Genomic DNA, 17,751 nt, shown 5'->3' on the forward strand with positions numbered 1-17,751 from the left:
ATTAAACGGTAATCCAAGTTCCTTCTCGTAAACTCCTTAATGCCGCGAAGGAAGCTTTCGTTGTGTTATAAATTTCATCAAATGGGATTAGTGGCCCTTTACCTTGCTTGACACTTTCTATCAACCCCTTAAATTGGTCTTTATGACCTTTATCTAAAGTTCCACCCATGGAACTAAAACCCTTAAATCCATAAGCACTAAGCTTTCTGAAATTATCTACAATTAATGTTCTCCCTTGTGAATAAACTTCTATCCGCTCTTTGGCATAGGCCTTACTACCATTAGCAAAATAATTAATGACCCCTTGCGATCCATTCTCAAATTTCAAGGTAATAATCGCATTATCGGTCTGTTCCGTTGGATTTTTGCCTAAAGCGCTCATGGTCACTTCTGCCACCTTGCTTCCAGTTAAATACACCATCAAATCGATAAAATGGCATGCTTCCCCCACAATTCTCCCACCTCCAACTTGCAAGTCCTGAACCCATACATCGGCAGGAATAAAGCCTGCATTCATCGTTGCAATGATATTCAACGAATCTGTACTTCCTCCTAGTAATGTTTTTGCTTGTCTAATAAAGGGAGAAAATCTGCGATTAAATCCAACGGTTAAGGTCAAAGACGCTTCTTTTGATTGATAGACTTGTCTAATGTCTTCCAATTGTTCCTCGTTGATAGCTAAGGGTTTTTCCACAAAAACGTGTTTCCCAGCTTGCAATGATTCCTTCACCATCTGGGCATGTGCATCATGTCTGGTTGTGATTAAAACCAAGTCTACTTCTTCATCCTGTAATATTTGGTGGTAGTCTGTGGTACTAAATTCAAACCCATATTTATTGGCCAATGATTTGGCTGTCAGTCCACCAGCACTTGAAATATATTTATACTGAGCTCCGCTATTTTTCAAGGCAGGCATCATCGTCATTTTAGTAAAATTTCCTGCCCCGATAATACCAATCACCCCCGATGACTTTTGAGCTACATAAGCCTTGCCTGAAACGACCGTCTGGTTCCAATCAATGGTGTCAGGATATTCTAAAATAGAGGCAATGGAGCCTCCTCCCATTTTATTATAAATCTGCAAATAATCCGCCAAAGGAACTCTTTCTGTAATTAAATCGGCTACATGTAATCTTTTGGTAGCTAACGCAGTCAATATGGCTTCAAAATTTCTCTTTTCTGTCCAACGAACATAGCCGATGGGATAGTCTACACCCTTTTGTTCATAATCTTCATCATATCTTCCAGGACCATAAGAACAAGAAACTTGAAAACTTAGCTCTTTTTTGAAAAAGTCGGCACGTTGTATATCCAATCCGATGACTCCCACTAGGACTATTTTACCACGCTTCCGGCTCATTTGAGCAGCTTGACTGATGACCTCGTCACTTTTGGTGGAAGCAGTAATAATAACAGCATCAGCTCCCACTTGGTGGGTTAGGGACTCCACCGTTTTCACCACATCCGTATGATTGGATTGGAAGGCATGAACCCCTTTCTTTTGGGCTAATTCAACTTTCTGTATATCAAAATCAAAACCAATCACTTGGCAACCATTGGCCAAAAGTAATTCTGCTGTAATCAGGCCGATTAAACCTAATCCGATTACAACAACTGTTTCTCCAAAACTTGGATTGATTAGGCGGATTCCTTGTAAGCCAATCGAACCAATGACAGTAAACGCTGCTTCTTCATCACTGACATTATCTGGGATTTTGGCTACTAAATTTTGTGGAATACACACCACTTCGGCATGATGCCCATTGCTGGCTACACGATCGCCTATGGCAAAATCTTTTACCCCTTCTCCTACAGCAACCACCTCACCCACATTGCAATACCCAAGAGGTAAAGGTTCATCTAATTTATTAAAAACAGCCTCCAAGGTTGGGATTAAACCTTCCGTTTTAATTTTATCTAAAACCTGTTTTACCTTATCGGGCTGTTGCCTTGCTTTTGAAATGAGATTCCCTTTCCCAAACTCCACCAGCATTTTTTCTGTTCCTAAAGAAACTAATGAACGTCTTGTTTTTATCAAAACAGCTCCTTTCCTAACCAATGGTGCAGGAACTTCTTCTAAGAGGGTATCTCCCTTTTTTAAATCTTGAATTATTTGAAGCATATAATATTCATGTAATTAAAAATTGCCCTTTCTTAAAACTTCCCTTTTCTCCAACTTATTAGGGTAATTGATTAATACCGCCTTGTATTTCCCTTTAAAAACAAATAGACTACCTGCCGCTGCACCAATGACCCCAAACTCTTTCATTAAATTGGATAAATCAGCTAAGGTTGCTGCTCCTCCTATGACAGTCATGGGTAACGTCAATTGCTTACGCATTTCTCTAATGAGTTTGATATCATAACCCGACATCAGCCCGTCACGGTCCACCGAATTAATCACAATTTCACCAGCACCAAAGTCTTGACATTTTTTAGCAAATTCTACTGGGGAAAGACCATGAGATTTTTTCCCATTTAAGGTTACCACCTCTTGTTTGCCAAATAAACCTTTAGCTTTTACATCAATGACGACCACAATACTCTGTGAACCAACCGCATGGGCCATGGATTGAATAATTTCGGGGTTTTCAACAGCAGCGGAACTTATGGCTACCTTTTCTATCCCCAAAGAAATGATCTTTTTTACTTGTTCGATCGTCTGTACACCTCCTCCATAACATAAGGGCATCCGACTCTCCATAGCCAACATGCGAATCAACTCAAAATCTGGCTCTCTTTGCTCTACTGAGGCATCAATATCCAATACCATGAGTTCGTCTACCTCTTTCTCATTGAATATTTTAACCGCGTTTAATGGGTCTCCTACATATTTCCCTTCTTTAAACTTTTCCGTTTTAACTAAGCCTTTATTTCGAATTAAAAGACAAGGTATGATCCGAGGTCTTAGCATATTTATACTTGGGAAAAATTATAAAAAATATTGATGCCGTTTTGATGACTCTTCTCTGGATGAAATTGCATCCCATAGACGTTTTCATGGTGTACAGCAGACGCAAATGAAATTCCGTAGTCGGTAGTACTTAAGATATCTTGTGTGTTTTGACAATCAAAATAATAACTATGCAAAAAATAAAATCCCTCTTCAGGGTCTACCTGATTGAGAATGGTGTGCTCTTGTTTAATATTAACTGTATTCCAACCTAAATGAGGTAAATAAGGCTTTTGCTTAAATACCGATTCATCAAATTTCCTCACTTTACCTTTAATCCAACCAAATCCTTGGAGATTCCCTTCCTCACTATTTTCTGCTAATAATTGCATCCCTACACATATACCTAGAATCGGCTTCTTCTCTCCTAAAACCATTTCGTCTAAAAATACTTTTAAACCTGAATCATTCAATGTTTTCATGGTTTCATCAAATGCCCCTACTCCTGGTAATATTAAATGACTTGCTTTGACCAATTCCTTGGGCTCAGAAGAAATAAAAAAGTCAATATTCCCCTTTTTATAAATATTAGAAATGGAAAAAATATTTCCAGATCCATAATTCACTATTCCTATTTTAGCCTTTTTATTAAGATCCATTTTATCTTTTCCCTGCTTTTTCTATCCCCAACATTTTAAACAATTTGGCACCGATTTTATAAATGCTTTCTTGCGATTTATAATCCTTATAAGTCTTATTAGGTGCATCGAAATAACCTTGCAATTCCTCTGTTGGGATCCCCAATTTATTCGCTATATATTCAAAATCATGCTGAATCACAGATGGGTCAAAAGGACTACATTTCAGTTTTTCGAGAGCTTCATCGCGTTTCATTTGCCCAGTCACAATCAAACTAGAATATTGAACCCTTCGAACATCATAACCAAACTTCTTTGGCAACCAATAGCTCTCATAGAATTTCGTAAATCTAGACTCAAAATGCTTTTGAGGATATGGTTGCCAACCAAACTTATCTTGCAATAATTGCATGGCTTCCGTTTTAATGTAGGGCACATAATTCAGTGGCTTAATGACTTTAATTCCTCTTAAATAAGGTAGAAATAATTTATGCCAAAGGATACTCGTCAACGGATACTTTTTCAAAGGCTTTCTACCAAATTTTTGATGGATATCATTCAACTGAATTACATCCGATTGATAATACATCCATTCAATCGGGTTGCGGATGCACTCCGTAGAGAAATTAGCTCCTGTCAATATATATTTCACCTTATACTTGGATGCAAAATTGTACATCGTGGCAAAAAAAGCATGGTCTTGTGGGGTATCAATATGAGGAACTCCAGCCTTAAAGTAGGATAACTGGAGATCTTTCATTTCTTCCCAATCAATCACTTCTGTATACAAATCCAGCTTGAGATGATCTACAATACGTTCGATATTATTCACAGCAATTTGTGAATTCCAGCCTGCATCCACGTGAAATACTAAAGGTCTTAATCCTAGTACCTCTTTAGCTACATAAACTAAATAAGAACTATCAATACCTCCGCTCATTCCTATGATACAATCAAAGTCTTTCCCTTCTCCCTCTTTTTTAATTTTTTCAACCACTTTTTGTAGCTCTTTCATCCCCTTTTCTCCAGTATCCCAATGAGGTAAAGTGTGGGTATAATAAGTGTTACAGTGATCGCAAACTCCTTTTTCATCAAATACGATTTGGGAGTCAGAAGTATCCATGACACAATTCGTACAAATCTGATAATTAGTATTACTCATAAAATGAAGTTTATATGCCTTTCTTGTCAAGCCATATTTGCTGACAAAGCATCGAAAACAATAAATAAGAATGATCTTCTTTCCCCGAAAATTGTTCGTTCAACAATTGTTGTACCTGCTGTGGACGAAAAATCCCCTGAATTTCTAATCTCTGTTGATCAAAATAATGATTAATGATAGCGTTTCTCTTGGAAAACCATGATCGAATGGGAAGGGCAAATCCTGCTTTTTCTCGATAAATCACCTCTTTAGGTAAATAAGGCTCCATCGCTTTCTTTAAAATATACTTCTGTTGTCCATTTTTCAACATGAGATTCCTCGGAACCGAGTTCATCAATTGTACCATTTCAAAATCCAAAAATGGCACTCGAACTTCTAACCCCACCGCCATGCTCATTTTATCTGTGTAAGATAAATTCAATGCAAGCAAATCAAATTGTTGATCTGCTTGTAACATGGTTGAGAAGGTATCTACATGAGCATGTTGATCTAAAAATTCCACTAAATCCTGTCCAGGTTTTTCCACTTGCTGTTCCACAAACAAGGACTTAATCTGTTCTCCTCCACCCCACATAAAATAGCTGGCTATGCGTTCATGGGAGGGTTGCCCAGCTGCTTTTGCCAATTTTTTAAATCTCCTGTAAATGGTGCTAAATTTTCCAGATATTGTGGATGGCAATACGCTTCCTATGGTGGCTAATGTCTTCTTTGTCAAAGTTGACATATCTAAAATCATTTTTTCTGCCTGATAGCGACGATAGCCCGCCAAATATTCATCTGCTCCTTGTCCACTTAGCATGACTTTCACTCCGTCTTTTCGAGCACTTTGGCAAATTAAAAATGTATTAATGGCTGCTGGATCAGAAATGCCATCTTCCATGAAATCAATGAGCGTTGGGAGCAAACTTAAAAACTCTGATTCCGCTTGAATGATATGCAATTTTAAACCTAATTTCTTGGCCATTAAGGATGCATAATACAAATCTGAGCTTTGTCCATCTAAAGAATTATCTTCCTTAGAAAATGAAATCGTATAAGCTGATTGAATATTTGCTTTTGCCTGAACTGCTTCAAAAGCAATGGAAGATGAATCTAATCCACCACTCAAAAAAAGTGAAATGGGAACATCGGCTATCAGTTGCCTTCTAACGGCTTTTTCTAAGGTTGCATGCAATTGCTCAGTCAAGACTTCCTCTGAGCATTGACTGATTGGCGATTGTAAATGATTAAAAAGTGGTTTGGAATCAACTAATTTACCTTCCGAATATCGATGATATATCCCTGGCTGCACTTTCATAAACTCCTCATACATGGTATAGGGTTCAGGAACATACATAAAGGCCAGCTGTTCTACCAAAGATTGCTTTCTGACGGTTCTTTTTAAATTTTTAAAAGCTAGTAAGCCTTTCACTTCAGAAGAAAAAAACACGGAGTCCCCTTGGTCAGAAAAATACAAGGGTTTAATCCCTATGGGATCACGCAAAACGTGTAATTCTTTTGCTTCTTGATCATAAATCGCTAAAGCAAATATCCCGTTCAACTGGGATAAAAAGGCATATCCCTCTCGAGCAAATCCCTCCAAAATCACCTCGGTGTCAGAACTTGACTTCCAAGCTATGGGTCCGTAGGTTGATTCTAAATAGGATTTAAGTTCTAGAAAATTATAGACTTCGCCATTATAAGTCATCACATATCTCCCTGACGAATCTTGCATGGGCTGATGACCTGCCGCACTTAAATCAATGATGGATAATCGAACCTGACCTAAATGAGCATCTCCCTCTCTGGAATGAAATATACCATCATCATCTGGCCCTCGATGGTGAATGGCTTGGATGGCTGCATTGATATCAAACTGTCCATTTTGGGAAGAGCTAATTGCTATAATTCCACACATCTATTCCTGAAAATTATAATATTTTTTTGCAACTAATCTCATGGAGCATTCCTGATCAAACAACTCCAAGGCTTCTTTTGAAGGCACATACGGTTTTTTTACAATTTCATTCGAATAATCAAGCGCTTTATCAAACCAATCTTGATCTTTTAAATCAACTACAAAAATTCTTTCACGCATACATGCTGCAACACTTTCTATCCAAGGGTTATACGTGACTACGACACAGCATCCACAAAAGATGGATTCATAAACACTTCTAGGTGATGAATCACTCATAGGTATAGAAATTGCCATTTTACTTTTGGACAATACTTGGTATATGTCATTCTTTGACGGTAATCTACCTAAATGAGTATCCGTCGGTTTTAATTTAGCCAGTATTATGTCTTTATAATGTTGCTCCCAAAACGGATAAAACATAACAATGGGAGATTTTGACTTACTAGTATCTCGGCCATCTAGAATTTCCTCAATTCTATATAATGGATATAAGGCCCTTATCGAAACAATCAACTCTCTATCAAATTTATTTGATACAATTTGCTGTATACTTGCCACATCTATCCCATATTGGATTACATCAGCTTCTTTTCCGCAAAGTTTCTTAATTCCATTTTTTAAATTCATTGAATCTACAATGATATGCTCTGCCGCTAATAGTGCTTTTATGGAAAAAAAATGATACAATTTGGATTGAAAAGGTCGGATTAAAATTTCATCTCCCTGGGGCGATCCTATATATTTAATATTGGCTAGCCAGCTAATAAAAAGATAATACATCGTATGAGCATGAAAGACGGCATTGGGGTATTGTTTAGCTAATCTTTTAAGTTTCAATACTTGAAGTGGAAAAAACAATAGCTTAATTACATTTCTCCAAATATTACCAAATGATGTTTGACTATTTAATAAGAGTTTGTCAATATTAACTAAGCGAAGAATATGGTCCTCATCATTCACTAATTTTGTATGCCCCTCAGATTCTATTAAATCAGTTGCAAATAGAACTTGTCTGTTAAGACAAATTTTCTTGATCATCCTATACCAATCAATGGCATGAAAATCCCTAGCATTACCTAAAAAAATAATCACATTTTCACTCATCTGTGACCTATCAATATCATTCATTATTCTTGGTTGAATTAAACGTTCTAATTAAACCTTCATGCAAATCTACTAAAGGGAACCACCCTAAATCAGAATTAATTTTTTTAATATCCGCAATAGTATTTAAAACCTCCCCTTTTCGTTCAATATTGGCATATCTTATTTTAGCAGTTGATTTAGAAATATGTATTAACATATCTACTAATTCACTGACTGAATAAGATGAACCTGAGCCCACATTATAACTGTTACAACCTTCTTTTTCTAAATCTACTGATAGTAAAATGGCTTCCACCAAATCGTCAATAAAAATATAATCCCGCTTTGGACGAGAGTCCTGAAGAAAAATTTCTTCATTGTTTAATTGGCTTATAATAGATGGCAATAAAAAAGAGCTTAATTGATTTGGCCCATACACATTAAATGGCCTTAATATGACCGAATTCAATCCAAAATCCCTAGAATATGCATGGCAAAGATCCTCACATATTACTTTAGATTGAGTATACGGATTTAATGCACTTCTTTGATGCTTTTCATCAATAGGTAGATATTGTGGAATTCCATAAACATAAGAACTTATAAAAATAAATTTTGATTGATTCTTTCTGGACTTCTCCAATAAATTTAAAGTTGATAATACATTATTTTGATAAAATATACTAGGCTTTTTAAACGATTCAGGGATATAGCTTTTCGCTGCCAAATGTATAATTATATCTACATCTGGAAGATTTTCAACATTGGTAATGTCGCATAAATCAAACTCGGAACTTGAAGGAATTTGAATAACTTGGTAATTCCTTCTACTCAATGCTTGACATAAATTTTTCCCTATAAAACCATTACTACCTGATACCAAAATCCGTTTCATCATAAATTATTAATTTGTGGAAGTTCCTCTACAGCTCTTTCATAGTCATCAGGCCGTCCAATATCTAACCAATACCCATTAAATTCATGGATTTTCGGGTAGTGTTTTTTCTCGATCAATGCATTCATTAAATGATCAAAACCAAAAAAAGTATCAATTGGTATAAGATCTACATTTTTTTTACTCATCATATATACCCCCATACTGACCAAATAATCATTTTCCGGTTTCTCTTGAAATTGTATGAGTTCAGAGTTTTCATTTCGAATTAATACGCCATATTCAACCTTATCCTTCCTTAAGAAAGATGCAATGGTAAAGTTGGAATTATTTGCAATATGCGAATGATAAAACTCTTCAAAATTAAGATCCGTCAAGATATCTCCATTCATCACTAAAAAATCTTCTGGCAAATCGGGAATAAGAGTCAAAGGACCCATAGTACTCAAGGGCTTTAATTCCAACGAATAATCTATTTTAATTCCCCATTTACTTCCATCACCAAAATAGGCCTGAATAATATCAGCAATGTGATTAACAGTTAAGGTCACATGATTAAATCCTGCCTTTTTTAACTGCCTGATGATTATTTCAAGAATAGGAACATCCCCAATAGGAACAAGTGGTTTTGGCAAAGAAATCGTATATGGTTTTAATCTAGTACCTTTCCCTCCAGCAAGTATAATAGCTCTTTTACCCATATTTAAATATTATATAAATCGTGTTTGTACTTGATCAAATTTTCAGGTTTTTTGAACCAGTCAATCGTTTCTCTTATTCCCTCTTTAAAATCATAGGTTAAAGTCCAATCTGTATTCTCCTTGATTTTCTGATTGGACCCGTATAACCTAAAGACCTCTGATTTCTCTGGTCGTAATCTTTGCTGGTCAACTTTAATTTTGGCTTTGGGGTTAATTTGCAAAATCAATTCATTGGCAATTTCCTCCACTGAAATTTCAGATTGTGTCGCTATGTTACAATCTTCTCCAATTAGTTTTTCTGACAAACTTATTTTTAAAAATCCCGAAACGGTATCCTTCACGTATAATAAATCTCTAGTAGGTGTTAAATCTCCTAATTGAATTTCTTCTACGCCGTTTAGCAATTGGGTTATTATGGTCGGGATGACAGCTCTAGCAGATTGCCTTGGACCATAGGTATTAAATGGCCTAACAATTGTAATAGGAAGATCAAAGCTTCTGTAAAATGACTCTGCAATGCAGTCAGCACCAATTTTAGAGGCTGAGTAGGGCGACTGGGGTTGTCTTGGGTGGTTTTCATCAATCGGAATGTATTTTGCTGTACCATACACTTCTGAAGTTGAAGTGACCAATATCCGTTCAACCTGTAAATCTCTAGCCGCCTGAACTACATTTAGCGTTCCCTTGATATTGGTATCAATGTAAGAATCTGGAGAATGATAGCTAAATGGTATTGCAATCAAAGCTGCCAAATGAAAAACTACATTGCACCCTTGCATGGCCACTCTGACACCATTGGGGTCACGGATGTCTCCAGCAATTACTTCAATCTGTGCCAGCTTTTCTTTAGGTAGTGTGTCTAACCAACCCCAGCTATTAAATGAATTATAATACACAAATGCTCTTACTTGATATCCCTCAATTAATAGTAATTCTACTAAATGACTTCCTATAAAACCATCTGCTCCCGTGACCAAAACCTTACTTTTTATTTTCATAAATTGTTATTTCTAATTAAAATTTGATTGTTATTGCATTACCTGTTTAACAATTTCAAAAGTATGAAACGAGCTATACTGAATCCTGTGAAAAACTTTAAAGCCAGTTTTTCTTTCCAACTTAATGCCTCCGCAAACAATGACATCTTAAACTTGATAATTTTATATTCATTATTTGATCTAGACACACTGCTAAATGAGGTATTGGATACTCGAAATTTCACCAAAGGCTTTTCTATCATATGAAACTTTAACCCTCGCATCCACAAATTTATCCATAAAGTATAGTCTTCAATACCCGCAAAACCTATATTTTCATCAAATAAAATATCATTTGAATTTCTCAATATTACACTTGATAAAGTAACTGGATTATATCCAAAAAATTGAGCCAATGATTTCACGGGTTGATAACAATGAACTTTATTCATACCAAATTCATTGAATAAAAGTGTTCCAGAATACACTAAATCAGCTGAATTTGATTCTAACAATGGAAGCTGCAATTCTAATTTATTGGACTCCCATAGGTCATCATCATCACAAAAAGCGAGATATTTACCCTGGGCTGCTTGTATTCCCGCGTTTCTATTTACTGCTATAATTCCATTATTTTGGTTTTGAATTGATTTAATTCTTTTATCGTTAAACGTTGACATAAATTTCAAAAAATCATAATTAGAAAAGTTGTCTACAACGATTAATTCAAAATCTACGATACTTTGAGCCAATATTGAAAGAATTGTCTCTTTTAATAATAATTCCCGATTGTATGTAGTTACTATTATACTAATTAATGGCATAAAACTATATTGAAATCTAATGCAGAGGAATTATTAATAAATAAGGAATCCCGAAATTTAAAATATTCTCTTGTATTTGTTCAAATACTGTAATAAAGAAGGTGCATACATCAAGGCAAACAATCCACTTTCCCAAATAGTGCTTCGTTGGAAGATAAATGGAAATAATACAATCAAAGAAGAGAAAATGACCTTTTCTTCCTTTAATAAATTACCTTTCAACACTGCACCAATGGATATAATTAGTGTCATTAATGTGATTACTAAATAGCCAATTAAGGCTAAAAATCCTCCTGTATTGATATAATATCCAACAATGAAATTTGCAGGGATATAATTTTCCTTTTTTTCAAGTTCAATCGTATTTTCTGCTTGCTCTATACCAAAAGGATATTTTAATAACATCACAGGAATATTCTCAATAGTCCTTACAAAACTCTGTTCTCTAACTTCACTTGAATTACCTTTTTCTTCATATTCTGTGATAAACTGATCCCTCAGATTAAACCAGCCAACTAATGCCATCAAAATTGTAATGAATATAGACACGAATAAGAATTTACTGCTCTTGGCAAAACTGATAAAAATAATGACTAGCGCCAATAAGAATAAACTAATCATTCCTCCCAAGGAAAAAGTAAAATAAAATACCCCCAATAAAATTAATATCCCAATGTATTTTCTATGAAAAAAAGCATAAGATATGGCTGGTAATAAAAACATGGCCAATGTCCCAGGTTCATAAAAACAAGCATAATATCGCAAATGCGGTAATCCATCTGGCATCATGTAAAGCCATGAAATCTTATTGGCCAAAAATGGGCCATAAGGAGTTTCTAAATATTGAAAATTCAAGTTTCCCAAATAAATGGAATAATATTCTAATAAGCTAAACAGGTTAATGATAACAAAAAAATAATAATACCATTTCCATAATTGTTGGATATTAATGGCTTTCTTCTTGATAAAATAGGGAACTGATAGACAATACAACCAGGGCAAGGTATTCCCCAACTGTGTAATTATTTTAATATTTTGTAACGAATAATAAATAATATTAGCTGCCATTCCACCGAAAATCATGATAGCAGGTATTAAATACTGTTTCCATGTTGCTACTGAAAATGAAGTACCTTGGATAACATAAAATGAAATCAAAAGAAGACTGATTAATATCGAAAAATTGACAAATGTGGAAATTGTGAGTAAAGACCAAATATATTTCAAACCTGTAGTTTGAAATATCAGAGTAGAAAAAAACAAAAACATGATGAAATAAGAATTCCGATTCTGAAGAGTCTGGCTATTTCTTGTAAAGAATTTCATACATTTATTCAGATTTGCTACACTGGGAAATCCAGTTTTTTACTATTTTCAAACCAATGTAGTATTTCATTCTTTTTCGAAATAGACAAACAATTCATTAATACCTTCTTCTAGGGTCATTTGAGGCAAAAACCCTAGGTCTTGAAGCTTTTTGTTACTAATTATAAATTGAGAAGGTATTTCATTTACTTGTTTCGAATCAACCAATCCATGGATATTATAAATCGGCAAATTAATTCCAAAACGAAATTCATAAACCTCTTGTATTTTACAGGCTAAGCTTAATAAAGAAATAGTATTACCAGAAGAAATATGGTAAACATTATCCCTTATTTTGTCAGCTGATCCAATCACCAAATCCAGTGCCTGACAAACATCATCGACATGAATAAAATCTCTTTGTGGAGAACCGTCTGACAATAATCTAATTTCTTTCTGATAATAGGCCGACCTACATAAATCATTAATGGCAAGCCACCAACAATTATTTTCTTCGAAAACTGGACTTCCATAGCTGTTAGAAAGTCGAACAGAAATGACATTACAGCTTGAATTAGTATTAAAATGTTGACAAATGTTTTCTCCTAGGAAATGTGTCAACCCATAAATATTTCCGGTATTGATGGCATAAGTTTCATCTACTTCACCAGTCATTTTTCCTCCATAAACCTGAGCTGTAGAAAAATAGATAAATTTCTTTAGTCCATTGGGGATACAGGCATGCAATAAACGCCAAGTAGGCAAAACATTCACTTCATTAACTATACTTGGATCTGCTTCTGATTGGCGATGATCCAATGATACTAAATGAATGATAACATCCGCTTCTATACTCGCAATACGTTGAATGGTTTCTTCTTCCTTGATATCTCCTTCTATGACATTAAACATTTGAGATGCCCAAACAAGATGATTCTTATCTAATTTTCGGACCAGCGGAATTACTTGATGTCCTTGCTTGGCAAAATAAGAAGCTAGCCTTGCACCTACATAACCATTAGCACCCGTAATTAGAATTTTCATGTATGTTTATCTGTCTTTTAATGACCAATTGTACTTAATTAAATCATTTTCATGTGGGTCCATTCTAACAATCTCTTCCGCGTCATGAGGGATATCCGTAAAATTGATGACAAACGCTTCTTCTAATCCAACACCTTTAAATCCATTCCATACAAAAGGTGGAACCGTCACCATCACATATTGATTTTCTCCCATCACAAACTCCTGAATTTCTCGGTAGGTAGGAGAATCAGGTCGGTCATCATATAAGACAAACTTGATATTACCTTTTAAAACAACATAATTTAATGTCATTTTTTTGTGCATATGCCATCCTTTTACTACTCCAGGGTAAACCGTAGAACAATAAACTTCTCCAAAGGCCGAAAACTGCTCATCGGAAGATTTCATAATATGCATGATCTTTCCACGATCGTCTGGGATGATTCTTTTGGCTGTAATTTTAACTCCTTCTATCATTTTTTATCTTCTAAGTATTTACGTATATGATTCATAGAGATTTCTCTTGGGTTAGCTCCATTTTTAAAATCTTTGTACCAAGAGATGGTCTGAAATACTGTTTGCTCAAACCCCCAAACTGGATGCCATTCTAATCCATGCTTGGCTTTTTCGCAATTCAAATGCAATAATCCTGCTTCATGTTTTGTGCCATCGGTCTTTCCTACCATTACTTCTCCACTACCATATACTTGGATACATGATTCCACTAATTGTAATACGGTTTTGACTGAACCAAACTCAGGACCAAAGTTCCATGCTCCGCTAAATTCCTTTGGCGATTCATATAGCCTTTGACCTAATAATAAATAACCAGAGAGTGGCTCTAAAACATGTTGCCAAGGTCTTGTTGAATTAGGGCTTCTTATTTCAATTGGGATATTTCTTGAAATAGAACGGATGCAATCTGGAATAATTCGATCCAAAGCCCAATCACCTCCTCCAATCACATTACCAGCTCGTACACTGGCTACTCCAATGGCTTCATTTTTACTAAAAAAAGAATCAATATAGGATGAAAAAACAAGCTCAGCTGCAGCTTTTGAAGCACTATAAGGATCATGCCCTCCTAAAGCATCATTTTCACGATAACCCCAAATCCATTCATTGTTTTTATAACATTTATCACTGGTTACGTAAATCAATGATTTAACTGATTTTGTCTTTCGAACAGCTTCTAACACATTCACCGAACCAGATACATTCGTATCAAAAGTCGTTTTTGGATCATCATAAGACAGGCGAACCAGCGCTTGTGCCGCTAAATGAAATACTATTTCGGGTTGAAATCGCTCAAAAACATCATTCAACAATTGACTATCTAATAAATTGCCGTCAATATGTTCAATATCATTCGACAAGTTCAACAGATTAAAATGATCATCTTCTGAAGTGGGGGCTAAAGCATAACCCAGCACGTTTGCACCCATAGAATGCAACCACAAAGCTAACCAAGAGCCCTTAAATCCAGTATCCCCTGTTAAGAGAACTCGTTTACCTTGATAAAATTGATTCATTACCATTTTTTCCATGGGGCATTGTTGTTTTCATACAAACCATTTAATAAGATAAATTCCCGATAGGTATCCATGGGTTGCCAAAAACCATCATGATTAAATTGCATCAATTGCTGATCCTTTACCAAATTCATCATAGGTTCTTTTTCAAAAACCAGATCATCATTATCGGGCAAATAATCAAACAATTCTTTATTACACACAAAAAAACCACCATTGATTCTGCCCTCAGCAGCCTGAGGTTTTTCATTGAATTCAGAGACTACTCCTTCATCTGTACACATAATTTCACCAAATCGTCCTGCAGGTCTTACTCCTGTTAAAGTTAAAATCCGATGATGAGACTGATGATAGGCTATTAATTTATCAATATTTACGTCACTTAAACCATCTCCATAGGTTAATAAAAACTGAGGATCATCTCCAATGTATTGCTCAATTTTCCTGATGCGAGAACCTGTCATGGCTTTATCCCCTGTTTCTGCAAAAGTTATTTCCCAATCACTCTCTTGAATCTCATTCTTAAATTGAATCGATTCTTTCTTCCCTAATTGAAGCGTGAAATCTGAGGTATTAATCTGATAATTTAAAAAATACTCTTTGATGACCTTCCCCTGATGACCCAAACAAATGATGAATTCTTTGTGTCCAAATAAGGAATAATATTTCATAATATGCCACAATATGGGATAATTGCCAACGGGAATCATAGGCTTCGGAATATTATCGGCGACATCTCGAATTCGAGTTCCTTGACCGCCACAAAGAATAACTACTTTCATTTTATAAACATTTAATTAAATAATACAGTATAAATTATACCCCCTCTTTACGAACAAGTAATGTAAATCCACAAGCGAATTGATTTGGGTACTTGTTGGTTAAGCGTTTCACCAAACCTTTCATAAATCCAAATCTCGATAAGAATGGGATAGAACCAAAATGATAACTTAAATCTTTGACAAGAGAAAAATTCAACTTCTCCAATACGTTTAAGGTATCATTAAATTCATAAAATCGAATATGCGGGAAAGTCCACCTACTTTCATTTTTAAAAAACGAGAAGGTATCTATATCATTGGTAAATAAAAATTTGACCCTAGCACTTAATGGAAAATGGTTAGGGACATGCAATAAGAAAACTCCACCTGGCTTAAGTACTCTTTTTATTTCTGAAACAGTATGAGTAGGATTCAATAAATGTTCAAAAACATCTTTACATACAATGACATCAAATGTATCATCATGAAAAGGAATTTTATCGACATTCAAATCTTCAACTTGTTTTACTTCTTTGTATCCCCTTTTAATGGCAAGGTCTGCAAAATCAGTATGACCATCTACTCCATAACACTGTGTACAACCTTCATTCAATATATGTTTCATGAATAATCCTGTTCCACATCCTACATCTAGGACCGTTGAGTTCTTCAAATCAACCCATTTGGCAAGATCTTTTAATACAGGAACAAAATAATTATCTGACTCTGAAATTTCTTCGATTTCTTCAAAGTATTTGCCTGCAAAGTGTACATTCTTTTCGCTTTCAACACCTAGACTCTGATCCATAATTTATTATTCTTTAATGATGGTATTATACTCTCTAGCCATTAGACTGGCATCATATTTATTTGCAAATGTAATCATCCCCTTTTCTCCCATTTCGGCAGCTATATTAGGATCTTGTAAAATGTCTAACATGGCCTCTGCAAATTCATCAGCATTACTAGCAAAACATACCATTCCAGCACCACTTCCTTCCATAACCTCTGGCATTCCTCCCACATCAGTTGTAACAACCGGTATTCCCAAGGCCATCGCTTCAATAATTGTCAGTCCGAAAGACTCCTCAGACTGTGATGGGACCACTAACAAGGACGCATGAGCCAGTAAGGATATTTTATCTTCATGAAACTCGTGAAGCTCTACGTTCTTTTCCAAACCCAATCTTCTCACTTCATTGATTACTCGCTCTCTTTCATGTTTTTTACCTGAATACCCATAAACCTTTAACTTGATATCAGGTTCTTTTTCTAACACTTTTTTAAAGGCTTGAAGCAAAAACAAATGTCCTTTCCTTGGTTCATAGGTGGCCAACATCAAACAATAGGGATGTTCTGGATGGTAATTGGGTTTACATTGATGTGGATTAGGGTTCTCTATTCCATTGTAAATATACCTTAGTTTTTGTTCCTTGTTGAAAGTAGGCCTCAACTTTAAACTTTGTAGACAATGTTTAGTAACACTAATGAAATAGGAAGAAGCCTTATCTACTTCTCGGTCTATGACATTTTCAAAAAATGCTTGATACCATTTTATCGGAACAGTATAATTGTGAAAGTTGAATATTACTTTGGATTTTTTCCCAGAAAATTTCCAAGCTATAGCGGCACATCTACATAATAAACTGGCAGGATATCCACCATTCACGACCATTAGTCGATCGTAATTACTATACCTAAATTTAATAGCTAAGGTCAAAACATACCAAGGTAATAAAATGATGTAGGCCAATAATCGATAACTCAATACGAAAAGAGCTCTAACGATTTTCCATTTACTAAACGGGAGCTTACTTTGACCTAGGGCTAATGAAGTAGTATAAAAATAGGTATATTCCTCAATGAATATACTCCTCTTTGTTTGGTTTTTAATGGTTTTAAGACCAGGATGTGACTGATTGCACAGAAGAGTTAATTCATCTTGTTCGTCTGGCCAGGCATTAAATAGATTAATTAAGAACGTGTCCAATCCCCCCTTGTATGAATTTTCAGTAAAAAAAGCGATTTTCATATAAGGGTCTTTCCTTTTA

17 protein-coding genes are annotated in these 17,751 nt (G+C 35.2%); all 17 read right to left on the minus strand.

Annotation, left to right across the window (positions count from 1 at the left end):
* Nucleotide 1 precedes the first annotated feature (1 nt).
* Nucleotides 2–2,122, minus strand: coding sequence for a bi-domain-containing oxidoreductase (locus G9H60_RS07175; RefSeq protein ID WP_223143373.1), 2,121 nt, complete (start codon nt 2,120–2,122; stop codon nt 2–4).
* Between the two features lie 15 nt (nt 2,123–2,137).
* The gene (locus G9H60_RS07180; RefSeq protein ID WP_223143374.1) at nt 2,138–2,914 is read right to left on the minus strand and encodes an AglZ/HisF2 family acetamidino modification protein; all 777 of its coding nucleotides are present in this window, start codon (nt 2,912–2,914) and stop codon (nt 2,138–2,140) included.
* Nucleotides 2,915–2,916: 2 nt separating this feature from the next.
* Complete coding sequence (hisH, locus tag G9H60_RS07185; protein WP_223143375.1) at nt 2,917–3,552, minus strand: imidazole glycerol phosphate synthase subunit HisH; 636 nt, start codon at nt 3,550–3,552, stop codon at nt 2,917–2,919.
* Between the two features lies 1 nt (nt 3,553).
* Nucleotides 3,554–4,693, minus strand: a complete 1,140-nt coding sequence (locus G9H60_RS07190) for an N-acetyl sugar amidotransferase (protein WP_223143376.1) — start codon at nt 4,691–4,693, stop codon at nt 3,554–3,556.
* 10 nt (nt 4,694–4,703) lie between these two features.
* Complete coding sequence (gene asnB, locus G9H60_RS07195) at nt 4,704–6,590, minus strand: asparagine synthase (glutamine-hydrolyzing) (protein ID WP_223143377.1); 1,887 nt, start codon at nt 6,588–6,590, stop codon at nt 4,704–4,706.
* The gene (locus G9H60_RS07200; RefSeq protein WP_223143378.1) at nt 6,591–7,721 is read right to left on the minus strand and encodes a hypothetical protein; all 1,131 of its coding nucleotides are present in this window, start codon (nt 7,719–7,721) and stop codon (nt 6,591–6,593) included.
* A complete protein-coding gene (locus tag G9H60_RS07205; RefSeq protein WP_223143379.1) occupies nt 7,714–8,577 on the minus strand; it encodes an NAD-dependent epimerase/dehydratase family protein in 864 nt (287 codons plus the stop codon). The genes G9H60_RS07200 and G9H60_RS07205 overlap by 8 nt, the downstream gene beginning before the upstream one ends.
* On the minus strand, nt 8,574–9,275 hold the full coding sequence (locus G9H60_RS07210) for a sugar phosphate nucleotidyltransferase (RefSeq protein WP_223143380.1): 702 nt from the start codon (nt 9,273–9,275) through the stop codon (nt 8,574–8,576). Before G9H60_RS07210 ends, G9H60_RS07205 begins: the two co-directional genes overlap by 4 nt.
* 2 nt (nt 9,276–9,277) lie before the next feature.
* Nucleotides 9,278–10,273 (minus strand): NAD-dependent 4,6-dehydratase LegB, encoded by a 996-nt coding sequence (locus tag G9H60_RS07215; RefSeq protein ID WP_223143381.1) that lies wholly within the window; start codon nt 10,271–10,273, stop codon nt 9,278–9,280.
* Between the two features lie 38 nt (nt 10,274–10,311).
* Complete coding sequence (locus G9H60_RS07220; protein WP_223143382.1) at nt 10,312–11,076, minus strand: glycosyltransferase family 2 protein; 765 nt, start codon at nt 11,074–11,076, stop codon at nt 10,312–10,314.
* 57 nt (nt 11,077–11,133) lie between these two features.
* A complete protein-coding gene (locus G9H60_RS07225) occupies nt 11,134–12,402 on the minus strand; it encodes a hypothetical protein (protein ID WP_223143383.1) in 1,269 nt (422 codons plus the stop codon).
* 66 nt (nt 12,403–12,468) lie between these two features.
* The gene (locus G9H60_RS07230; RefSeq protein ID WP_223143384.1) at nt 12,469–13,425 is read right to left on the minus strand and encodes an NAD-dependent epimerase/dehydratase family protein; all 957 of its coding nucleotides are present in this window, start codon (nt 13,423–13,425) and stop codon (nt 12,469–12,471) included.
* Nucleotides 13,426–13,431: 6 nt separating this feature from the next.
* On the minus strand, nt 13,432–13,884 hold the full coding sequence (locus tag G9H60_RS07235) for a dTDP-4-dehydrorhamnose 3,5-epimerase family protein (RefSeq protein ID WP_223143385.1): 453 nt from the start codon (nt 13,882–13,884) through the stop codon (nt 13,432–13,434).
* Nucleotides 13,881–14,954 carry a CDP-glucose 4,6-dehydratase gene (rfbG, locus tag G9H60_RS07240; protein WP_223143386.1) on the minus strand — a complete coding sequence of 358 codons (1,074 nt, stop codon included), beginning with the start codon at nt 14,952–14,954 and terminating at the stop codon, nt 13,881–13,883. Before rfbG ends, G9H60_RS07235 begins: the two co-directional genes overlap by 4 nt.
* Nucleotides 14,939–15,721, minus strand: a complete 783-nt coding sequence (gene rfbF, locus G9H60_RS07245; RefSeq protein WP_223143387.1) for a glucose-1-phosphate cytidylyltransferase — start codon at nt 15,719–15,721, stop codon at nt 14,939–14,941. Before rfbF ends, rfbG begins: the two co-directional genes overlap by 16 nt.
* Nucleotides 15,722–15,755: 34 nt before the next feature.
* Nucleotides 15,756–16,508 (minus strand): class I SAM-dependent methyltransferase, encoded by a 753-nt coding sequence (locus G9H60_RS07250; protein ID WP_223143388.1) that lies wholly within the window; start codon nt 16,506–16,508, stop codon nt 15,756–15,758.
* 6 nt (nt 16,509–16,514) lie between these two features.
* Nucleotides 16,515–17,732, minus strand: coding sequence for a glycosyltransferase family 4 protein (locus G9H60_RS07255; protein WP_223143389.1), 1,218 nt, complete (start codon nt 17,730–17,732; stop codon nt 16,515–16,517).
* Nucleotides 17,733–17,751 lie beyond the last annotated feature (19 nt).

The organism is Aquirufa aurantiipilula (assembly GCF_019923745.1).
In the GTDB taxonomy this organism is placed as follows: Bacteria; Bacteroidota; Bacteroidia; order Cytophagales; family Spirosomataceae; genus Aquirufa; species Aquirufa aurantiipilula.

Coding starts and splice junctions, on each gene's coding strand:
- G9H60_RS07175 (WP_223143373.1), bottom strand. CDS start 2,122: ATGCTTCAAATAATTCAAGATTTAAAAAAGGGAGATACCCTCTTAGAA.
- G9H60_RS07180 (WP_223143374.1), bottom strand. CDS start 2,914: ATGCTAAGACCTCGGATCATACCTTGTCTTTTAATTCGAAATAAAGGC.
- hisH (WP_223143375.1), bottom strand. CDS start 3,552: ATGGATCTTAATAAAAAGGCTAAAATAGGAATAGTGAATTATGGATCT.
- G9H60_RS07190 (WP_223143376.1), bottom strand. CDS start 4,693: ATGAGTAATACTAATTATCAGATTTGTACGAATTGTGTCATGGATACT.
- asnB (WP_223143377.1), bottom strand. CDS start 6,590: ATGTGTGGAATTATAGCAATTAGCTCTTCCCAAAATGGACAGTTTGAT.
- G9H60_RS07200 (WP_223143378.1), bottom strand. CDS start 7,721: ATGAATGATATTGATAGGTCACAGATGAGTGAAAATGTGATTATTTTT.
- G9H60_RS07205 (WP_223143379.1), bottom strand. CDS start 8,577: ATGATGAAACGGATTTTGGTATCAGGTAGTAATGGTTTTATAGGGAAA.
- G9H60_RS07210 (WP_223143380.1), bottom strand. CDS start 9,275: ATGGGTAAAAGAGCTATTATACTTGCTGGAGGGAAAGGTACTAGATTA.
- G9H60_RS07215 (WP_223143381.1), bottom strand. CDS start 10,273: ATGAAAATAAAAAGTAAGGTTTTGGTCACGGGAGCAGATGGTTTTATA.
- G9H60_RS07220 (WP_223143382.1), bottom strand. CDS start 11,076: ATGCCATTAATTAGTATAATAGTAACTACATACAATCGGGAATTATTA.
- G9H60_RS07225 (WP_223143383.1), bottom strand. CDS start 12,402: ATGAAATTCTTTACAAGAAATAGCCAGACTCTTCAGAATCGGAATTCT.
- G9H60_RS07230 (WP_223143384.1), bottom strand. CDS start 13,425: ATGAAAATTCTAATTACGGGTGCTAATGGTTATGTAGGTGCAAGGCTA.
- G9H60_RS07235 (WP_223143385.1), bottom strand. CDS start 13,884: ATGATAGAAGGAGTTAAAATTACAGCCAAAAGAATCATCCCAGACGAT.
- rfbG (WP_223143386.1), bottom strand. CDS start 14,954: ATGGAAAAAATGGTAATGAATCAATTTTATCAAGGTAAACGAGTTCTC.
- rfbF (WP_223143387.1), bottom strand. CDS start 15,721: ATGAAAGTAGTTATTCTTTGTGGCGGTCAAGGAACTCGAATTCGAGAT.
- G9H60_RS07250 (WP_223143388.1), bottom strand. CDS start 16,508: ATGGATCAGAGTCTAGGTGTTGAAAGCGAAAAGAATGTACACTTTGCA.
- G9H60_RS07255 (WP_223143389.1), bottom strand. CDS start 17,732: ATGAAAATCGCTTTTTTTACTGAAAATTCATACAAGGGGGGATTGGAC.